The sequence below is a fragment of the Streptomyces nigrescens genome (assembly GCF_027626975.1).
In the GTDB taxonomy this organism is placed as follows: Bacteria; Actinomycetota; Actinomycetes; order Streptomycetales; family Streptomycetaceae; genus Streptomyces; species Streptomyces nigrescens.
This window is the reverse complement of sequence record NZ_CP114203.1, coordinates 3,132,533-3,149,625: the sequence shown is the minus strand read 5'-3', so window position 1 is coordinate 3,149,625 and position 17,093 is coordinate 3,132,533. Positions and strand designations below refer to the sequence as shown.

Annotated in this window: 14 protein-coding genes; 8 read left to right on the top strand and 6 right to left on the bottom strand. The window is 70.7% G+C overall.

The window, feature by feature from the left end:
- Positions 1–3 precede the first annotated feature (3 nt).
- Together STRNI_RS14050 and STRNI_RS14045 are read left to right on the top strand one after the other, a co-directional pair.
- Complete coding sequence (locus STRNI_RS14050; RefSeq protein ID WP_018087345.1) at positions 4–336, top strand: DUF3817 domain-containing protein; 333 nt, start codon at positions 4–6, stop codon at positions 334–336.
- 171 nt (positions 337–507) lie between these two features.
- Positions 508–2,208: a coenzyme B12-dependent isobutyryl-CoA mutase large subunit gene (locus tag STRNI_RS14045; protein ID WP_093647297.1), complete on the top strand. Its 1,701-nt coding sequence runs from the start codon at positions 508–510 to the stop codon at positions 2,206–2,208.
- Positions 2,209–2,322: 114 nt separating this feature from the next.
- On the opposite strand, the gene STRNI_RS14040 is transcribed toward STRNI_RS14045, so the two are convergent.
- On the bottom strand, positions 2,323–3,720 hold the full coding sequence (locus STRNI_RS14040) for a sensor histidine kinase (RefSeq protein ID WP_266444664.1): 1,398 nt from the start codon (positions 3,718–3,720) through the stop codon (positions 2,323–2,325).
- Complete coding sequence (locus STRNI_RS14035; protein ID WP_018087342.1) at positions 3,717–4,439, bottom strand: response regulator transcription factor; 723 nt, start codon at positions 4,437–4,439, stop codon at positions 3,717–3,719. Before STRNI_RS14035 ends, STRNI_RS14040 begins: the two co-directional genes overlap by 4 nt.
- A gap of 57 nt (positions 4,440–4,496) precedes the next feature.
- On the opposite strand from STRNI_RS14035, the gene STRNI_RS14030 reads away from it, so the two are divergent.
- Positions 4,497–5,660 carry a UDP-N-acetylglucosamine--N-acetylmuramyl-(pentapeptide) pyrophosphoryl-undecaprenol N-acetylglucosamine transferase gene (locus STRNI_RS14030; protein WP_266444668.1) on the top strand — a complete coding sequence of 388 codons (1,164 nt, stop codon included), beginning with the start codon at positions 4,497–4,499 and terminating at the stop codon, positions 5,658–5,660.
- Positions 5,657–6,661 carry a GDP-mannose 4,6-dehydratase gene (locus STRNI_RS14025; protein ID WP_159486133.1) on the top strand — a complete coding sequence of 335 codons (1,005 nt, stop codon included), beginning with the start codon at positions 5,657–5,659 and terminating at the stop codon, positions 6,659–6,661. The genes STRNI_RS14030 and STRNI_RS14025 overlap by 4 nt, the downstream gene beginning before the upstream one ends.
- Positions 6,662–6,712: 51 nt before the next feature.
- Here the strand turns inward: STRNI_RS14025 and STRNI_RS14020 are convergent, their stop codons facing one another.
- Positions 6,713–7,357: a TetR/AcrR family transcriptional regulator gene (locus STRNI_RS14020; RefSeq protein ID WP_167540512.1), complete on the bottom strand. Its 645-nt coding sequence runs from the start codon at positions 7,355–7,357 to the stop codon at positions 6,713–6,715.
- A gap of 407 nt (positions 7,358–7,764) precedes the next feature.
- Between STRNI_RS14020 and STRNI_RS14015 the strand changes: the two genes are divergently transcribed.
- The 4 genes from STRNI_RS14015 to STRNI_RS14000 all read left to right on the top strand — a co-directional run bounded on the left by STRNI_RS14015 (position 7,765) and on the right by STRNI_RS14000 (position 11,921).
- Positions 7,765–8,736, top strand: a complete 972-nt coding sequence (locus STRNI_RS14015) for a tetratricopeptide repeat protein (protein ID WP_026169230.1) — start codon at positions 7,765–7,767, stop codon at positions 8,734–8,736.
- Positions 8,737–9,346: 610 nt separating this feature from the next.
- Positions 9,347–9,964, top strand: coding sequence for a DUF6230 family protein (locus STRNI_RS14010; protein ID WP_018087337.1), 618 nt, complete (start codon positions 9,347–9,349; stop codon positions 9,962–9,964).
- A 129-nt stretch (positions 9,965–10,093) separates the two neighbouring features.
- Positions 10,094–10,660: a DUF6114 domain-containing protein gene (locus tag STRNI_RS14005; protein ID WP_018087336.1), complete on the top strand. Its 567-nt coding sequence runs from the start codon at positions 10,094–10,096 to the stop codon at positions 10,658–10,660.
- Entirely contained in the window at positions 10,650–11,921 is a 1,272-nt protein-coding gene (locus tag STRNI_RS14000; protein WP_277411351.1) for a hypothetical protein, read from the top strand. The genes STRNI_RS14005 and STRNI_RS14000 overlap by 11 nt, the downstream gene beginning before the upstream one ends.
- 96 nt (positions 11,922–12,017) lie before the next feature.
- On the opposite strand, the gene pyk is transcribed toward STRNI_RS14000, so the two are convergent.
- The 3 genes from pyk to pta are packed head-to-tail and all read right to left on the bottom strand — an operon-like array spanning position 12,018 to position 16,882.
- Positions 12,018–13,445 carry a pyruvate kinase gene (pyk, locus tag STRNI_RS13995; protein WP_018087334.1) on the bottom strand — a complete coding sequence of 476 codons (1,428 nt, stop codon included), beginning with the start codon at positions 13,443–13,445 and terminating at the stop codon, positions 12,018–12,020.
- Positions 13,446–13,505: 60 nt separating this feature from the next.
- Positions 13,506–14,741, bottom strand: a complete 1,236-nt coding sequence (locus tag STRNI_RS13990; RefSeq protein WP_277411350.1) for an acetate kinase — start codon at positions 14,739–14,741, stop codon at positions 13,506–13,508.
- 44 nt (positions 14,742–14,785) lie between these two features.
- On the bottom strand, positions 14,786–16,882 hold the full coding sequence (gene pta, locus STRNI_RS13985; RefSeq protein ID WP_159486127.1) for a phosphate acetyltransferase: 2,097 nt from the start codon (positions 16,880–16,882) through the stop codon (positions 14,786–14,788).
- Positions 16,883–17,093: the final 211 nt, after the last annotated feature.

Genomic DNA, 17,093 nt, shown 5'->3' with positions numbered 1-17,093 from the left:
GGCATGAAGCGAAGCGTCCTGACCCGCTACCGGGCGATGGCCTACGTCACCGCGGTGATGCTGCTGGTGCTCTGCACCTGCATGGTTTTCAAGTACGGCTTCGGGATGGGCAAGGACCTCACCCTCGTCGTCTCCCAGATCCACGGCGTGCTCTACATCATCTACCTGGTCTTCGCCTTTGACCTGGGCTCCAAGGCCAAGTGGAAGTTCGGCAAGCTGCTGTGGGTGCTGATCTCGGGCACCATCCCCACCGCGGCGTTCTTCGTGGAGCGCCAGGTGGTGCGGGAGGTCGAGCCGCTGATCGCCGGTGACGCCCCGGAGCCGGTGCAGGCCTGACGGCCGCCCCGGCCACCCCGGAAACCCCCGCGGAACGCGCCTGTCCCTTCGAGGGGCGGGCGCTTTTGCGTGACTCCTGATCGTGACGGAAAGTGAGCATCGTGACGCATAAGGCGACTCATCAGCCCCTCCCGTCGACAACTACTAGGACGTCCTAGTAAATTCAGGGGTATGGACGCTGACGCGATCGATGAGGGCCGCCGCCGCTGGCAGGCTCGGTACGACTCCGCCCGTAAGCGGGATGCGGACTTCACCACGCTTTCGGGTGATCCTGTCGAGCCGGCGTACGGACCCCGGCCCGGCGACTCGGTCGAGGGCTTCGAGCGGATCGGCTGGCCGGGCGAGTTCCCCTTCACGCGGGGGCTGTACCCGACCGGCTACCGCGGGCGGACCTGGACGATCCGCCAGTTCGCCGGCTTCGGCAACGCCGAGCAGACGAACGAGCGCTACAAGATGATCCTCAAGGCGGGCGGCGGCGGCCTCTCCGTCGCCTTCGACATGCCGACCCTCATGGGCCGCGACTCCGACGATCCGCGCTCGCTGGGCGAGGTCGGGCACTGCGGCGTGGCCATCGACTCGGCCGCCGACATGGAGGTCCTCTTCAAGGACATCCCGCTGGGTGATGTCACGACCTCCATGACGATCAGCGGTCCCGCCGTACCGGTCTTCTGCATGTATCTGGTGGCCGCCGAGCGGCAGGGGATCGACCCGGGTGTCCTGAACGGCACGCTCCAGACGGACATCTTCAAGGAGTACATCGCGCAGAAGGAGTGGCTCTTCCAGCCGGAGCCGCATCTGCGCCTGATCGGCGACCTGATGGAGCACTGCGCCCGCGGCATCCCCGCGTACAAGCCGCTCTCGGTCTCCGGCTACCACATCCGCGAGGCCGGCGCGACGGCCGCGCAGGAGCTGGCGTACACCCTCGCCGACGGCTTCGGCTACGTGGAGCTCGGCCTCTCCCGCGGGCTGGACGTCAACACCTTCGCCCCCGGCCTGTCCTTCTTCTTCGACGCGCATCTGGACTTCTTCGAGGAGATCGCCAAGTTCCGCGCCGCACGCCGGATCTGGGCCCGCTGGATGCGCGATGTGTACGGCGCCACGAGCGAGAAGGCGCAGTGGCTGCGCTTCCACACCCAGACCGCCGGTGTCTCGCTGACCGCCCAGCAGCCGTACAACAACGTCGTACGCACCGCCGTCGAGGCCCTGGCGGCCGTGCTCGGCGGCACGAACTCGCTGCACACCAACGCCCTGGACGAGACCCTGGCGCTGCCCAGTGAGCAGGCCGCGGAGATCGCGCTGCGCACCCAGCAGGTGCTGATGGAGGAGACCGGCGTCGCCAATGTCGCGGACCCGCTGGGCGGTTCGTGGTTCATCGAGTCGCTGACCGACCGGATCGAGGCGGACGCCGAGAAGATCTTCGACCAGATCAAGGAGCGCGGCAGGCGGGCGGTGCCGAACGGCGAGCACCCGATCGGCCCGATCACCTCCGGCATCCTGCGCGGCATCGAGGACGGCTGGTTCACCGGCGAGATCGCCGAGTCCGCCTTCCGGTACCAGCAGGCGCTGGAGAAGGGCGACAAGAAGGTCGTCGGCGTCAACTGCCACCACGGCTCGGTCACCGGCGATCTGGAGATTCTGCGGGTCAGCCACGAGGTCGAGCGGGAGCAGGTGCGGGTGCTCGGGTCGCGGAAGGCGGCGCGGGACGACGCCCGGGTACAGGCCGCCCTCAAGACGATGCTGGAGGCCGCCCGGGGCGGCAGCAACATGATCGAGCCGATGCTGGAGGCCGTACGGGCCGAGGCGACCCTCGGCGAGATCTGCGGGGCCCTGCGCGACGAGTGGGGCATCTACACCGAGCCCGCCGGGTTCTGACGTCCGGCCGGGACGAGCGGCCCGGGGCGGGGCGGCGGGCGACCTGCCTGCCGCCCCGCCCCTCTGCGCGGGACCCCGGCGCCGCATCCGCCGCCCCGCAGCCCGCCGGCCGGGCTACGGCAGCGGAATCCGCAGCCGGAAGAGCGCCCCGCCCCCCGGTGCCTGCTCGGCGGTGAGGTCGGCGTTGTGGGCGCGGGCGATCTGGCGGGCCATCGCCAGGCCCAGACCGGAGCCGGGCAGGGCACGGGCCGCCTTCGCCCGGTAGAAGCGGTCGAAGACATGGGGCAGATCACCGGCCTCGATACCGGGGCCGTGGTCGCGTACGGACAGCTCCAACGCGCCCGCTGTGCAGGAGAGACCGGTCTCGACCGGATCGCCCGGCGGGGAGAACTTCGCGGCGTTGTCGAGCAGGTTGGACAGCAGCCGGGCGAGCCGGGGCGGTACTCCGGGGATCACGGTGTCCGCCGCCGCGGGGTCGATGGCGGTGGTGAAGGTGAGCTCCGGCCAGTGCTCCCGGGCCGCGCCCACGGCATGCTCCAGGAGGGCGGCCGGGCGCACCTGCTCGACCAGCGGCTGGGGTTCCTCGTCGCGGGCGAGTTCGATCAGATCGTTGACGAGGGTGGTGACCTCGCGCAGCTGGCGGCCCAGGGCGGCTGAGGCACGGTCGCGCTGGGCGTCGGTCAAACGGTCGGCGCGGGCCAGGAGTTCGGCGTTGGTGCGGAGCGCGGTCAGCGGGGTACGCAGCTCGTGGGAGGCGTCGGCGACCAGCCGGCGCTGGGCGGTGACGGACTGCTCCAGTTCGCCGAGCATGGTGTTGAAGCTGGTGGCGAGCCGGGTGATCTCGTCCTCCCGGGCGGCCGGGCCCGCGGGGAGTTCGATGCGGTGGCGGGCGTCGCGGGTGGCGGCGATGCGCTCCGCGGTGGCGGTGAGCCGGGCGACCGGGGCCAGGCCCGTACGGGACACCCAGTAGCCCAGTGCGGCGGCCAGCAGGACGCCGGCGCCGCCGACCGCGGCCAGCGCCCAGGCGGCCTGTTCCACGCCCCGGTCGACGGTGTCGGAGCGCTGGGCGACCTGGACCGCCTCGTCCTTCTCCCCCAGGCGGGTGGTGAGCATCAGGACCGGCCGGCCGGCCACTTCCCGCTTCTCGTAGAACGCCGCGCGCCGTCCGTCGGCGACCTGCCGGGTGGCGTCGGAGACACGCAGCACATACGGCTTGCGCGGATCCTTGGAGGGGTCGGACGGCACGATCTGGACACAGGACGAGGCCGGGTACTGGCAGAGCGTGTCACTGGGCGTCGGGCCCCAGTCGTGGCGGTCCCGGATCATCTGGGTGGCCGTCTGGGTCAGGGTCAGCTTCAGCTGACGGGTCATCTGGTAGTCGATGATGGTGAACGCCGCGGCGCAGACACCGACCGCCACCAGCGCCACCGCGGCGGAGGCCGCGAGCGCCAGCCGGGCGCGCAGCGGGCGGCGGCGCCGCCAGCGGGCTCCCAGGCCACGGGTGCCGGTCATGTGCCCTCCGCGTGGTCCAGGCGGTAGCCGACCCCGTGCACGGTGTGGACGAGGCGGGACTCGCCGCCCGCCTCCAGTTTGCGGCGCAGATAACCGATGTACACGGCCAGGGAGTTGGAGTCCGGGCCGAAGTCGCGGCCCCAGACGCGCTCCAGGATCACCTCGCGCGGCAGCACCTGCCCGGGGTGCAGCAACAGCAGCTCCAGCAGCGCCCATTCGGTGCGGCTGAACTCCAGGGGACGGCCCGCCCGGTGGCCGGTGCGGGTCACCGGGTCGACGACCAGATCGCCGAAGGAGAGCTGGGTGTCCTCCACGGTCGTGGCCGAGACCCGGCGCAGCAGGGCCCGGACCCGGGCGACCAGTTCGTCCAGGGCGAAGGGTTTGACGAGGTAGTCGTCGGCGCCGGCGTCCAGCCCGTCGACCCGCTCGCTGACCGAGTCCAGCGCGGTCAGGACGAGGATCGGGGTGCGGTCGTCCAGGGCGCGCAGCCGGCGGCAGACGGCCAGACCGTCCAGGACGGGCATCAGCACGTCCAGGACGAGGACGTCCGGCTGCCAGGCGGCGACCTCCGAGAGGGCGGCCAGGCCGTCGGCGGCGCCGCGCACCGCATAGCCCTCCACGGCGAGGCCGTCCTCGACGGCGGCACGCACCTCCGGTTCGTCGTCGACGACGAGGATCTTGGGGGCTGGGGTGTTCCCGGGGGTGGGCGGCATGGACATAGGCTGCCAAACACCTCTCTTAGAAGCTTCTTAGGGCACATCGCGAGCGTGGCGGCCATGCGCACACCACTCTCTGTCGTGATCGGTGCGGGCGGCACCGGCGGCCATATCTATCCCGGTCTCGCTCTTGCCGACGCGCTCCGCCGGGCCGTGCCCGAGGCGGTGATCTCCTTCGTCGGGACCGAACGCGGACTGGAGACGCGGCTGATCCCGCAGGCCGGATACCGGCTGCACACCGTTGACATGATCCCCTTCGATCCCGCACTCGGCGCCCGACGCTATCTGCTGCCGGCCGCGCTGCTGCGCTCGGGCGGCCAGTGCCGGGCGCTCCTCAAGGAACAGAACGCCCAGGTCGCGGTCGGTATGGGCGGCTATCCGAGCGCCCCGGTGATCGTCGGGGCACGGCTGGCCGGGCTGCCGAGCCTGATCCATGAGTCCAACGCGGTGCCCGGCCGGGCCAACAAGTTCGCGGCCCGGCTCACCCCGCATCTCGCCCTCGCCTTCGACCGCAGCCGGGAGCATCTGGCGGGCGGCGAACGGGCCGAGACGGTCGGGATGCCGCTGGTCGGCCCGCTGGCCCAACTGGACCGCACGGGGCTGCGGCCCACCGCCCGCCAGGCGTTCGGCGTCCCGGACGACGCGCGGCTGCTGCTGTTCAACGGCGGGAGCCTGGGCGCGGCCCGGCTGACCGAGGCGGCGGTCGGGCTGGCCGGCCGCTACCGGTCGCGTAAGGATCTCCGGCTGCTGATCAAGACCGGGCCCACGGCCCTGGAGGAGACCCGGGCCCGGCTGGCGGCCAACGGCGGGGACGCGGTCGCCGAGGCCGTCCCGTACCTCGACCGGATGGATCTGGCCTATGCCGCCGCCGATCTCGTGGTGTGCCGGGCCGGTTCGGCGACCGTGGCGGAGCTGGCCACGATCGGGATGCCGGCCGTCCTCGTCCCGTATCCGCATGCGCCGGGCGACCACCAGACCCATAACGCGCGGGTGCTCTCCGACGCGGGGGCGGCGCTGCTGCTGCCCGACCCGGAGACCTCGGACGAGCGGCTGGACGCGCTGGTCACCCCGCTTCTCGACGATCCCGGCCGGCTCGCCGCGATGGGCGCGGCCGCCGACCCCGGCACCCATGCGCAGGCCGCCGACCTGCTGGCCGCCAAGGTGCTGGCGCTGGCCGGCCACCCGCAGACCGCACACCCCCTCACCCTGAAGGAGACAGCATGAACAGCACGACGCAGCAGTGGACGGGCCGCAAGGTCCTGGTGACCGGGGCCGAGGGGTTCATCGGCTCGACCCTGGTCGACATGCTGGTGGAGGCCGGCGCCGAGGTGCGCGCCTTCGTCCATTACAAGCCGTACGCCGAAAAGGGAAATCTGGCGCGCTATCTCGTGCCGGGCGGTCCGGTCGAGATGATCGCGGGCGATGTCCGCGACGCGGGCCGGGTGATGGACGCGGTCGCGGACTGCGACACCGTCTTCCATCTGGCCGCGCTGATCGGCATTCCGTACAGCTACGACTCCCCGGGCGCGTATGTGCAGACGAACGTGGTGGGGACGGAGAACGTCGCGGAGGCCTGCCGGCGCCATGCGGTGCGCCGGCTGGTGCACACGTCCACCAGCGAGGTCTACGGGACGGCGCTGACCGCGCCGATCGGCGAGGACCACCCGCTGCAGCCGCAGTCGCCGTACTCCGCCTCGAAGATCGGCGCGGACATGATGGCGCTGTCGCACCGGCACGCCTTCGGGCTGCCGGTGACCGTGGTGCGGCCGTTCAACACCTACGGGCCGCGGCAGTCTGCGCGGGCCGTGATCCCCACGATATTGGCCCAACTCCACGCCGGCGCCCGGCAGATCAAGCTCGGCTCGCTCACCCCGACCCGCGACTTCACCTACGTCACGGACACCGCGGCCGGGTTCCTGGCGATGGCCGACTGCGACCGGGCGCTGGGCGAGGTCGTCAATCTCGGCACCGGCCGGGAGATCGCGATCGGTGCGCTCGCCGAGGCGCTGATCGCGGCGTCGGGCCGGGAGGCCGAGGTGGTGGTGGACGCCGAGCGGCTGCGGCCGGCCGGCAGCGAGGTCGAGCGGCTGCTGTCGGACAACTCCCGGGCGCGCGAGTGGGCTTCGTGGCGGCCCGAGGTCTCGCTGGAGCAGGGCCTGAAGCGGACGTCGGAGTGGGTGGCGGAGCACCTGCACCTCTTCGCGGTGGACCGCTACCAGGTCTGACCGGCACCGGGGCCGGGTGTCCGCCGCCGCACCGCGGCGGGGCGCCCGGCCTCAGTCGTGCTCGCCCAGACCGCCCAGACCGGTGAGGAAGAGGGCCGTGAAGTCGCGCCCCCACGCGGCGTCCACGGGCTCGCCGCTGACCAGGGTGCGGTGCACGATCGCACCGGCGATCACATCGAAGATCAGGTCCATGTTGCGGGTGGCCGCCCGTTCGCCCTCCTCGCCGGGGGTGTCCGGGGGCAGTTCGCCGCGGGTCTGGGCGCGCGAACGGCCGAGCAGGACCAGCCGCTTCTGGCGGTCGACGATCGCCGAGCGGATCCGCTCGCGCAGCGCTTCGTCGGTGGTGGACTCGGCGACCACGGCCATCAGCGCCGTCTTGGTCTCCGGCCGGGCCAGCAGTGCGCCGAACTGCAGCACCACGCCCTCGATGTCGGACCGCAAAGAGCCCCGGTCGGGGAGTTCGAGCTCGTCGAAAAGGACCGCCACGGCGTCCACGACGAGCTCGTTCTTGTTGGCCCAGCGGCGGTAGAGCGTCGTCTTGGCCACGCCGGCGCGGGCCGCCACATCGCTCATGGTGAGCCGCCCCCAGCCCAGGTCGACGAGCGCCGCACGGGTCGCGCAGAGGATCGCCTGGTCGGTCTCGGCGCTGCGGGGGCGGCCCGTGCGGCCCTTGCGGGGGCTGGCGGAGTGGTGCATGCGGGCGACCATACCGGCCAGTACGAGGCCGGACGGCGCCCTCCGTGAGGGAGATCACTCGGCGTGGGGCCGGAACTGGTGGTTGCGCGGGGGTGGCGGGGAGTTACGCTACGGGTCGTAGCGTAAGAGCGATAACCACTGGCCGTGGGTGGGGACCCATGGCCGCGCACGACGGCCCTCCTCGGGGCTGAACGACGGTCCTCCTCGGGACCGGAGGGGCAGCGGTCCCGGACGTACACCGGCATTCCGGCGGGGTGTGCGGACGGGGTGCGGTGCCCGGCGAAAGGCCCGGTTGCGCCGCCGGAGCCGCCTTCCGCACCACCGACCGCAGTACCGATCAGATCGCCGACCGCACCGCTTTCCGGATCGCTTTTCGGAACGGGCCGCCCAGGGGGGAGGATGGACCCATGCAGCCACGCAATATGTCCATGAGTGGAGTCGTCGACCTCGCAGCGGTGAAGGCGGCCGGGGAAGCGAAGCAGAAGGCGGAGCAGGCACGCGCCGAGGCCGCCCGTACGGGCCGGGCGCCGACGAGCGGTGCCCGCCTGGTGTTCGACGTCGACGAGGCGGGGTTCCAGCAGGACGTCCTGCAGCGCTCCACCGAGGTTCCGGTTGTCATCGACTTCTGGGCCGAGTGGTGCGAGCCGTGCAAGCAGCTCGGTCCGCTGCTGGAGCGTCTCGCGGGGGAGTACGCCGGCAAGTTCGTGCTGGCCAAGATCGACGTCGATGCCAACCAGATGCTGTTCCAGCAGTTCGGGGTGCAGGGCATCCCGGCGGTCTTCGCGGTGGTGGCGGGCCAGCCGATCCCGCTGTTCCAGGGCGCGGCCCCCGAGTCGCAGATCCGCGATGTGCTCGACCAGCTGGTGCAGGCCGCCGAGCAGCAGTTCGGCATCGTGGGGGCGCCCGTCGACCCGCAGGCCGCGGGCGAGCCGGCGGAGGCCGAGGCCGAGGTTCCGGCCGGTCCCTATGACGCCCTGCTGGAGGCCGCGAACCAGGCGCTGGACTCCGGCGACCTGGGCGGTGCCGTCCAGGCCTACAAGAACGTGCTCTCCGACGACCCCGGCAACCCGGAGGCCAAGCTCGGTCTGGCGCAGGCCGAACTCCTGCGCCGGGTGCAGGACCTGGATCCGCAGGCGGTGCGCAAGGAGGCCGCGGAGAACCCGGCCGATGTGCCGGCGCAGATCCGTGCCGCGGACCTCGACCTGGTCGGCGGCCATGTCGAGGACGCCTTCGGGCGGCTGGTCGACGCGGTGAAGCGGACCGCGGGGGACGACCGGGAGGCCGCGCGGGTGCGGCTGCTGGAGCTCTTCGAGGTCATCGGCGCGGACGATCCGCGGGTGACGGCGGCCCGTACGGCGCTTGCCCGGGTGCTGTTCTGACCCGCTGTCTTCTGACTCGCCCGCTTCTGACCAGTACGGCCTCCGCGAGTTGACCAAACAAACGGAGCAGCGGCCACGTTTTACCAAAACTTGGTAAACGTGGCCGCTGTTACTTCAAGTAAGTCTTGGCGACCCTCTTGCGGCACTGTGTCCGCAATTGCCTCATGTCCCCTCGCTGTTAACGGCGACGGTGTGTGTCCAGTTGATTTCGCCGTGTCGTGGCGTGTTTATCGGGCCGTTACCCGCAAGTAACGAGCCCCTTGTGCGGCGGCCGTGAATGGACCACGATCGGCCACGCTCGGTCCATTCCCGCAGCCCGGCATCCGGTCGGTGCGGCGGGGCACTTGGGTCCCCACCGAGTGGTCGGCGGCAGTGGCGCCGGCCGTGGACAGGGGGGTCTCTGCCCCACCCGGCAGGGCCTGTCCAGGAGGTTGCGCGAGAGCGTGGCCAGTGGTTGTCGCTCGGGGGTGATCGCCGGTATTCGGAACACGATGTGCCTCCGAGAACAGGCGCTCTCCTTCCCGAGGACGTAGCACTTCTCCCATCCCAGGTACCGCTCCCAACTCGGGCGGCCGGTACCGGAGATGTACGTCCGAGAAGGAGGAAAGTCATGGAGTCCCTGGCTCGTGGCGGGACCAGATGGAAGCGGTTCGCCGTCGTCATGGTGCCCAGCGTCGCGGCGACCGCCGCGATCGGCGTCGCCCTTTCGCAGGGTGCGCTCGCGGCATCGTTCAGTGTGTCCGGTCAGCAGTTCAAGGTCACTACGGACCGGCTGGACGGCACCGGCTTTGTTCAGTACGGAGCCATTGACGCCCAGAAGGGCGGCAAGCAGGTCCCGGTGGCGGTCTCGGGGTTCTCGAACGCCAAGATCAAGAACCTGTGCCAGTCGGTAGTTGTTCCGGTCCCGGTCTTCGGCGATGTGTCGATGAAGCTGTCGGCCGGTGGCGGTGCCACGCCTGTCGAGGCGAAGAACCTCTACATCGACCTCGACCAGCTGGACGCGGACGCGACCTTCAACAACATCGACATCGGTGTTGCTGCAGGCTCGACGACCAAGGGTCCGGGCATGCACAAGGGCGACAAGGCCGACCCGGGCTCGTTCGCCCAGCAGGCCGACTCGGCCACGCTGACCCACGTCAAGCAGACTGCCTGGGCCACGACGGCCGGCACGTTCAAGCTCAGCGGCCTCAAGATGAGCGTCGCCAAGGGCAAGAGCGAGTGCTTCTGACGCACTAGGCGTGCGGGCGCGGGGCGAGCTGTACGGCAGTTGCCGTTCCCCGTGCCCGTACGCGGGTAGCGCTCAGTAGGACACCCAGCACAGAACCACCGATTTGCCAGTCCCGAGGAGCTGTACGACATGAGCGCCGAAACGCGACCACGGCTGATCGAGACCATCGGCCGGAAGCGGATTTCGTTCCGGGAGTGGCGCGGACACCGCCCGTTCTGGGGCGGATTGCTGACTCTGCTGGCCGGCATCCCGATCATGTACATCCCTTACGCGAATCTCACGATCGGTTCCCTGACCGTCCGCATGGCGACCACCGCCGGCGCCGGCTCGCTGATCATCGGCGTACTGCTGGTCGTGCTCGGTCTGACCATGTGGTTCCAGCCCGCCTCGCGTGTCTTCGCGGGTGTGGCGGCGATTCTGCTCTCCCTGGTCTCCCTGGTCGTCTCGAACTTCGGCGCCTTCCTGATCGGCTTCCTTCTGGGGCTGATCGGCGGTGCGCTCGGTGTCTCCTGGGCGCCGGGCAGGACCTCTCAGGGCGGGAACGACACCGAGGAGCCGGCCCGTCACACGGTCGCCGGACCGGTGGTCGCCACGCACCCGGCGCCTGCCGCCGGTCCCGGGTCGGGCAATGGACTGGACGACCTGTCAGGAACGAGCCCGACCAACGGAACCAACAGGAGGCACCGTGCCGGGTGATGAGCTGCACGAGGAGAACGCAGCTACCGGGGCGAGAACCGGGCCGAGGCACGCGGCGCCCAAGAAGCCGCTGCTGACTCGGTTCCATGTGCCCGCGGGCAAGGCGATAGCCATCGCCGCCATGCCGTCCGCCGTGCTCATGGGGATGGGGCTGACGCCCCAGATGGCGATAGCCAAGCCGGCGCCCAAGAGCCCCTTCAAGGACGGCCCGTGCGTCACTGCTCCGGACAAGGTGGAGCAGAAGGACGGCGCGTCCAAGGACGGCGCGAAGGACGGGAAGGACGACGCCAAGCCGTCGGACGAGCCCTCCGCCTCGCCCTCCCCCTCGGCCGGCAAGGACACGGACAAGACGCCCGAGCCCGAACCGTCCGGCTCCGCGGAGACCGACGAGCCCTCGGGCTCCGCGACCCCGTCGCCGTCTCCCTCCGAGGAGAAGGAGGACGACGGGGGCCTGCTGGGCGGCATCGGTGATGCGCTCGGCGGTCTCCTGGGCGGGGACGACAAGGACGAGGAGGCGGCCGCCTCGCCGAGCCCCTCCGCGTCCGGGACGGCCTCCCCGAGCCCCTCGGCGTCCGCGTCGAAGGACGCCGGCTCCGCGGCCGACAAGGCCACGAAGCCGGTCACGGACACCGTCGACGGCCTCAAGGACGGCGCCGACAAGGCCGGTGACACCGTCAAGAACGGGTCGAAGACGGTCAACGACACCGTCCACGGCGCGGTGGGCGCGGCGGACAACGCCCTGCCCGGCGGTGGCGTCGACGGCAAGGACGCCGACGGCAAGAAGGCGTACCCCTGCGTCGTCGAGAACAAGCAGAAGGGCGAGGACGAGCAGACGCCCGTCACCCTGCCCGACGACCCCTGGCACCTGGAGTCCAGCGCGCTCACCCTGCGCGGTCTGAACTACGAGGGCGTCGTCAATGTCAAAACCCAGAACGGCCACACCAAGCAGGCCCTGAAGTTCACCGCGGACAGCGTCGACATCGGTGATCTGCACCAGACCGTCGACGACCGGGCGTCCGGCAAGAAGTACCACGTACAGGCGTCCCAGGGGTCCACGTCCACGATCCGCGGCGGCAAGGTGACGATGTACACCGAGCGGCTGCAGGGCAACCTCTTCGGGTTGATCCCGATCGTCTTCGACCCCGAGCACCCGCCGCCGCTCAATGTCCCGTTCGCCTACTTCACCAAGGTGAAGATCGACCAGGCGGGCCAGTTCGGCGGCAACCTCCACGTCCCGGGTCTGCACCAGTTCATGACCTGAGGAATGCCCCGGGCCACCGGCCCGTTCGGGAGCCGCAGAAAAGGCGGTGGGCCACCCCCACAGGGGCGGCCCACCGCCTTTTCGTGCGCCGGTGCGTCAGACCTGCTCGCCGCCGAGGTGGTGCACCCGGACCATGTTGGTGGTGCCGGGGACGCCGGGGGGCGAACCGGCGGTGATGAGCATGGTGTCGCCCTTGCTGTAGCGCTTGAGCTTGAGCAGCTCGGCGTCGACCAGGTCGACCATCGCGTCGGTGTTGTCGGCGTGCGGCACGATGAAGGCGTCGACGCCCCAGCTCAGCGTGAGCTGGTTGCGGGTGGACGCCTCGGTGGTGAAGGCCAGGATCGGCTGGGCCGCGCGGTAGCGGGAGAGCCGGCGGGCGGTGTCACCGGACTTGGTGAAGGCCACCAGCGCCTTGCCGTTGAGGAAGTCGGCCATCTCGCAGGCCGCACGGGCCACCGCACCGCCCTGCGTCCGCGGCTTCTTGCCGGGCACCAGCGGCTGCAGGCCCTTGGAGAGCAGCTCCTCCTCGGCCGCCTCGACGATCTTCGACATCGTCTTGACGGTCTCGATCGGGTACTGGCCCACCGACGACTCGGCGGAGAGCATGACCGCGTCGGCGCCGTCGAGGATGGCGTTGGCGACGTCGGACGCCTCGGCGCGGGTCGGGCGGGAGTTGGTGATCATCGACTCCATCATCTGGGTCGCGACGATCACCGGCTTGGCGTTCCTGCGGCACAGCTCCACCAGGCGCTTCTGCACCATCGGGACCTTCTCCAGCGGGTACTCCACCGCCAGGTCACCACGGGCGACCATGACGGCGTCGAAGGCCATCACGACCTCCTGCATGTTGGCGACCGCCTGCGGCTTCTCGACCTTGGCGATGACCGGGACCCGGCGGCCCACCTCGTCCATGACGCGGTGCACGTCCTGGACGTCCTTGGCGTCCCGCACGAAGGACAGCGCGACCATGTCGCAGCCCATCCGCAGGGCGAACTTGAGGTCCTCGATGTCCTTCCCGGACAGCGCGGGGACGTTCACCGCGGCGCCGGGCAGGTTGATGCCCTTGTGGTCGGAGATGACCCCGCCCTCGATGACGATGGTCCGCACGCGCGGGCCGTCGACCTCGACGACCTGGAGGGCGACATTGCCGTCGTTGATCAGGACCGGGTCGCCCTTGGACACATCGCCGGGCAGGCCCTTGTAGGTCGTCCCGCAGATGGTCCGGTCACCGGGGACGTCCTCGGTGGTGATGACGAACTCGTCGCCCCGCACCAGCTCCACGGGGCCGTCGGCGAAGGTCTCCAGGCGGATCTTGGGGCCCTGGAGGTCGGCCAGCACACCGACGGCGCGGCCGGTCTCCTCGGAGGCCTTGCGGAGGCGGTGGTACCGCTCCTCGTGCTCCGGCTGGGTCCCGTGGCTCATATTGAAACGGGCCACGTTCATACCGGCCTCGATCAGCGTCTTCAGCTGGTCGTAGGAGTCGACGGCGGGGCCCAGGGTGCAGACGATTTTGGAACGGCGCATGGCGGAATCCTATCGGTTTGTTTCAGAGCGGAATATTCCGGTAGGTGGAAACACCAATGTCTAGGCGTTGACCAGGGCGTATGTCTGCTGGGCAATCTCCAGTTCCTCGTCGGTCGGTACGACGGCGACCGCGACCCGGGAGTACTCGGGCGAGATCAGCCGGGGCTCGCCGGACCGCACGGCGTTGAGGTCGGCGTCCACGGCCAGACCCATCTCCTCCAGGCCGGCGACGGCGGCCGCGCGCACCGGGGCGGCGTTCTCCCCGACGCCCGCGGTGAACGCCACCGCGTCGACCCGGCCGAGCACCGCGGTGTAGGCCCCGATGTACTTCTTCAGCCGGTGGATGTAGATGTCGAAGGCGAGCCGGGCGCGCTCGTCACCCTCGTCGATCCGGCGCCGGATCTCCCGCATGTCGTTGTCGCCGCACAGCCCGACCAGACCGCTCTTCTTGTTGAGCAGCACATCGACGTCGTCCTCCGACATCCCCGCGACCCGCTTGAGGTGGAAGGTCACCGCCGGGTCGATGTCGCCGGAGCGGGTGCCCATGACCAGGCCCTCCAGCGGGGTGAGCCCCATCGAGGTGTCCACACAGCGGCCGCCGGCCACCGCCGAGGCGGAGGCGCCGTTGCCCAGGTGGAGCACGATGACATTGACCTCGGAGGGGTCCTTGCCCAGCAGCTCGGCGGTCTTGCGGGAGACATACGCGTGCGAGGTGCCGTGGAAGCCGTAGCGGCGGATGCGGTGGGCGTCGGCGGTCGCCACGTCGATGGCGTAGCGGGCCGCGTGCTCCGGCATCGTGGTGTGGAAGGCGGTGTCGAAGACCGCGACCTGCGGCAGGTCGGGGCGCAGGGCCTGGGCGGTCCTGATGCCGGTGATGTTGGCCGGGTTGTGCAGCGGGGCGACCGGCACCAGCCGCTCGATCTCCTTGAGCACCGCGTCGTCGATCACGGTCGGTGCGGTGAACTTCAGCCCGCCGTGCACCACCCGGTGCCCGATCGCGGCCAGCTGCGGGGAGTCGAGGCCGAGACCGTCGGCGGACAGCTCCGCGGCGACGGCCTTCAGCGCGGCCTCGTGGTCGGCTATCGGGCCTTCGGTCTCCCGCTTGTCGCCGCCGGTGGCCAGCGGGGTGTGGGCCAGGCGCGAGGTCTCCTCGCCGATCCGCTCGACCAGTCCCACGGCGAGACGGGTGCCCGCGGCGGAGCCGCCGGCCGAATCCGGCTTCATGTCGAGCAGCTGGTACTTCACCGACGAGGAGCCGGAGTTGAGGACGAGAACGCGGGTGGCGGTGGCAGTCATGTAGCGCTTTCCGATGGGGTGGGGGAGACGGGCGGGGGCCTGGGTCAGGCGGTGTGTGCGGCGCCGGGCTGGGCACCCTGGGCCTGGATGGCGGTGATGGCCACGGTGTTGACGATGTCCTGGACCAGGGCGCCGCGCGAGAGGTCGTTGACCGGCTTGCGCAGACCCTGCAGGACCGGACCGACGGCGACCGCACCGGCCGAGCGCTGCACGGCCTTGTAGGTGTTGTTGCCGGTGTTCAGGTCCGGGAAGATCAGCACGGTGGCCTTGCCCGCGACATCGGATTCGGGGAGCTTGGTGCGCGCGACCGCCGCGTCCACCGCCGCGTCGTACTGGATCGGGCCCTCGACCAGCAGATCGGGGCGCAGCTCACGGACGATCTCGGTGGCCTTGCGGACCTTGTCGACGTCCGCGCCGGAGCCGGAGGTGCCGGTCGAGTACGACAGCATCGCGATCCGCGGCTCGACGCCGAACTGGGCGGCGGTGGTGGCCGACTGGATGGCGATGTCCGCCAGCTGCTCGGCGTTCGGGTCCGGGTTGACCGCGCAGTCGCCGTAGACCAGCACCCGGTCGGCCAGGCACATGAAGAACACCGAGGACACGATCTGGGCGCCCGGCTTGGTCTTGATGACCTCGAAGGCGGGGCGGATGGTGGCGGCGGTGGAGTGCACCGCACCGGAGACCATGCCGTCGGCCAGGCCTTCCTGGACCATCAGCGTGCCGAAGTAGGAGACGTCCGCGACCACGTCGAAGGCCAGCTCGACGCTGACGCCCTTGTGGGCGCGCAGCTGCGCGTACCGCTCGGCGAACCGTTCGCGCAGCTCGGAGGTCTGCGGGTCGATGATCTGGGCGCCGGCCAGATCGATGGCCAGGTCGGCGGCGCGCTTGAGGATCGCCTCCTCCTCGCCCAGCAGCGTCAGATCGCAGACATCGCGGCGCAGCAGGACGTCGGCGGCGCGCAGCACCCGCTCCTCGCTCCCCTCGGGGAGGACGACGCGGCGGCGGCCGGCGCGGGAGCGCTCGATCAGCTCGTGCTCGAACATCATCGGCGTGACCCGGCCGGAGCGGGCGACGGAGATGCGGTTGGTGAGCTCCACGGTGTCCACATGCCGCTCGAAGAGGCCGAGGGCGGTCTCCGCCTTGCGCGGGGAGGCGGCGTTCAGCTTGCCCTCGATCGCGAACAGCTCGCCCGCGGTCGGGAAGGAGCCGCCGGGTACGGAGATCACCGGGGTGCCGGGCGCGAGGCGGGCGGCCAGCGCCATGATGTCGGGGCCGGGCCGCTCGTCGAGGGTGAGCAGCACACCGGCGATCGGCGGGGCACCGGCGCTGTGCGCGGCGAGCGAGCCGATGACCAGGTCCGCCCGGTCCCCGGGGGTCACCACGAGAGCGCCGGGGGTGAGTGCCTTGAGGAAGGTCGGCAGCATGGCGCCGCCGAAGACGAAGTCCCGGGCGTCCCGGGCGAGCCCCGAGTCGTCGCCGAGCAGCACCTCGGCACCGAGGGTGTGCACGATCTGGCCGACGGTCGGCGCGGAGAGCGAGCCGTCCTCGGGGAGCGCGTAGCAGGGCACGGGGAGCCGGGCGGAGAGCCGGTCGACGATGGCCTCGCGGTGCTGGGGGGCGACCCGGTTGACGACCATGGCCACGACGTCGCAGCCCAGCGTGTCGTAGGCGCGGTAGGCGTTGCGGGCCTCGGCGCGGACGGACTCGGCCTCCTGGCCCTGGCCGCCGACGACGGCCAGCACCGAGGCGCCGAATTCATTGGCGAGCCGGGCGTTGAGGGCCAGTTCGTCCGGGAGGCTGGTGGCCGCGAAGTCCGAGCCGAGGACCAGGACGTACTCATAGTCCCTGGCCACGGCGTGAAAGCGCTCGACGAGCCGGGAGACCAGCTCATCGGTGCCGCGCTCGGCCTGGAGGGTGGCCGCCTCGTCGTAGCTCAGGCCGTAGACGGTGTCGGCGGACTGGGTGAGCCGGTAGCGGGCCCTCAGCAGGTCGAAGAGCCGGTCGGGTCCGTCGCTGTGCATCAGCGGGCGGAAGACCCCCACCCGGTCGACATGGCGGGTCAGGAGCTCCATGACTCCCAGCTCGACGACCTGGCGGCCGTCGCCGCGGTCGATCCCGGTCACGTACACGCTGCGCGTCACGCGTGCTCTCCGATCCATTCCGTGGGCCGCAAGGACAAAATCAGCCGTTATCGTGGGCTTGCCCCTCTTGACAATACCTGCGGCGGTGGATAAGCCGCTCTCCCAGTTTCCCTTGTGGAGCCGGTACGGGGACAGTAGGGGTGAGGTCTGTGTGCGGGGAGGGCCGGCCGGCCCGTGAAACAATCGGACCGGCTCACACGAACCAACAGCG

Excerpts from the sequence above, each read along its gene's own strand:
- STRNI_RS14050 (WP_018087345.1), top strand. The coding sequence starts at position 4 with ATGAAGCGAAGCGTCCTGACCCGCTACCGGGCGATGGCCTACGTCACC.
- STRNI_RS14045 (WP_093647297.1), top strand. The coding sequence starts at position 508 with ATGGACGCTGACGCGATCGATGAGGGCCGCCGCCGCTGGCAGGCTCGG.
- STRNI_RS14040 (WP_266444664.1), bottom strand. The coding sequence starts at position 3,720 with ATGACCGGCACCCGTGGCCTGGGAGCCCGCTGGCGGCGCCGCCGCCCG.
- STRNI_RS14035 (WP_018087342.1), bottom strand. The coding sequence starts at position 4,439 with ATGTCCATGCCGCCCACCCCCGGGAACACCCCAGCCCCCAAGATCCTC.
- STRNI_RS14030 (WP_266444668.1), top strand. The coding sequence starts at position 4,497 with ATGCGCACACCACTCTCTGTCGTGATCGGTGCGGGCGGCACCGGCGGC.
- STRNI_RS14025 (WP_159486133.1), top strand. The coding sequence starts at position 5,657 with ATGAACAGCACGACGCAGCAGTGGACGGGCCGCAAGGTCCTGGTGACC.
- STRNI_RS14020 (WP_167540512.1), bottom strand. The coding sequence starts at position 7,357 with ATGCACCACTCCGCCAGCCCCCGCAAGGGCCGCACGGGCCGCCCCCGC.
- STRNI_RS14015 (WP_026169230.1), top strand. The coding sequence starts at position 7,765 with ATGCAGCCACGCAATATGTCCATGAGTGGAGTCGTCGACCTCGCAGCG.
- STRNI_RS14010 (WP_018087337.1), top strand. The coding sequence starts at position 9,347 with ATGGAGTCCCTGGCTCGTGGCGGGACCAGATGGAAGCGGTTCGCCGTC.
- STRNI_RS14005 (WP_018087336.1), top strand. The coding sequence starts at position 10,094 with ATGAGCGCCGAAACGCGACCACGGCTGATCGAGACCATCGGCCGGAAG.
- pyk (WP_018087334.1), bottom strand. The coding sequence starts at position 13,445 with ATGCGCCGTTCCAAAATCGTCTGCACCCTGGGCCCCGCCGTCGACTCC.
- STRNI_RS13990 (WP_277411350.1), bottom strand. The coding sequence starts at position 14,741 with ATGACTGCCACCGCCACCCGCGTTCTCGTCCTCAACTCCGGCTCCTCG.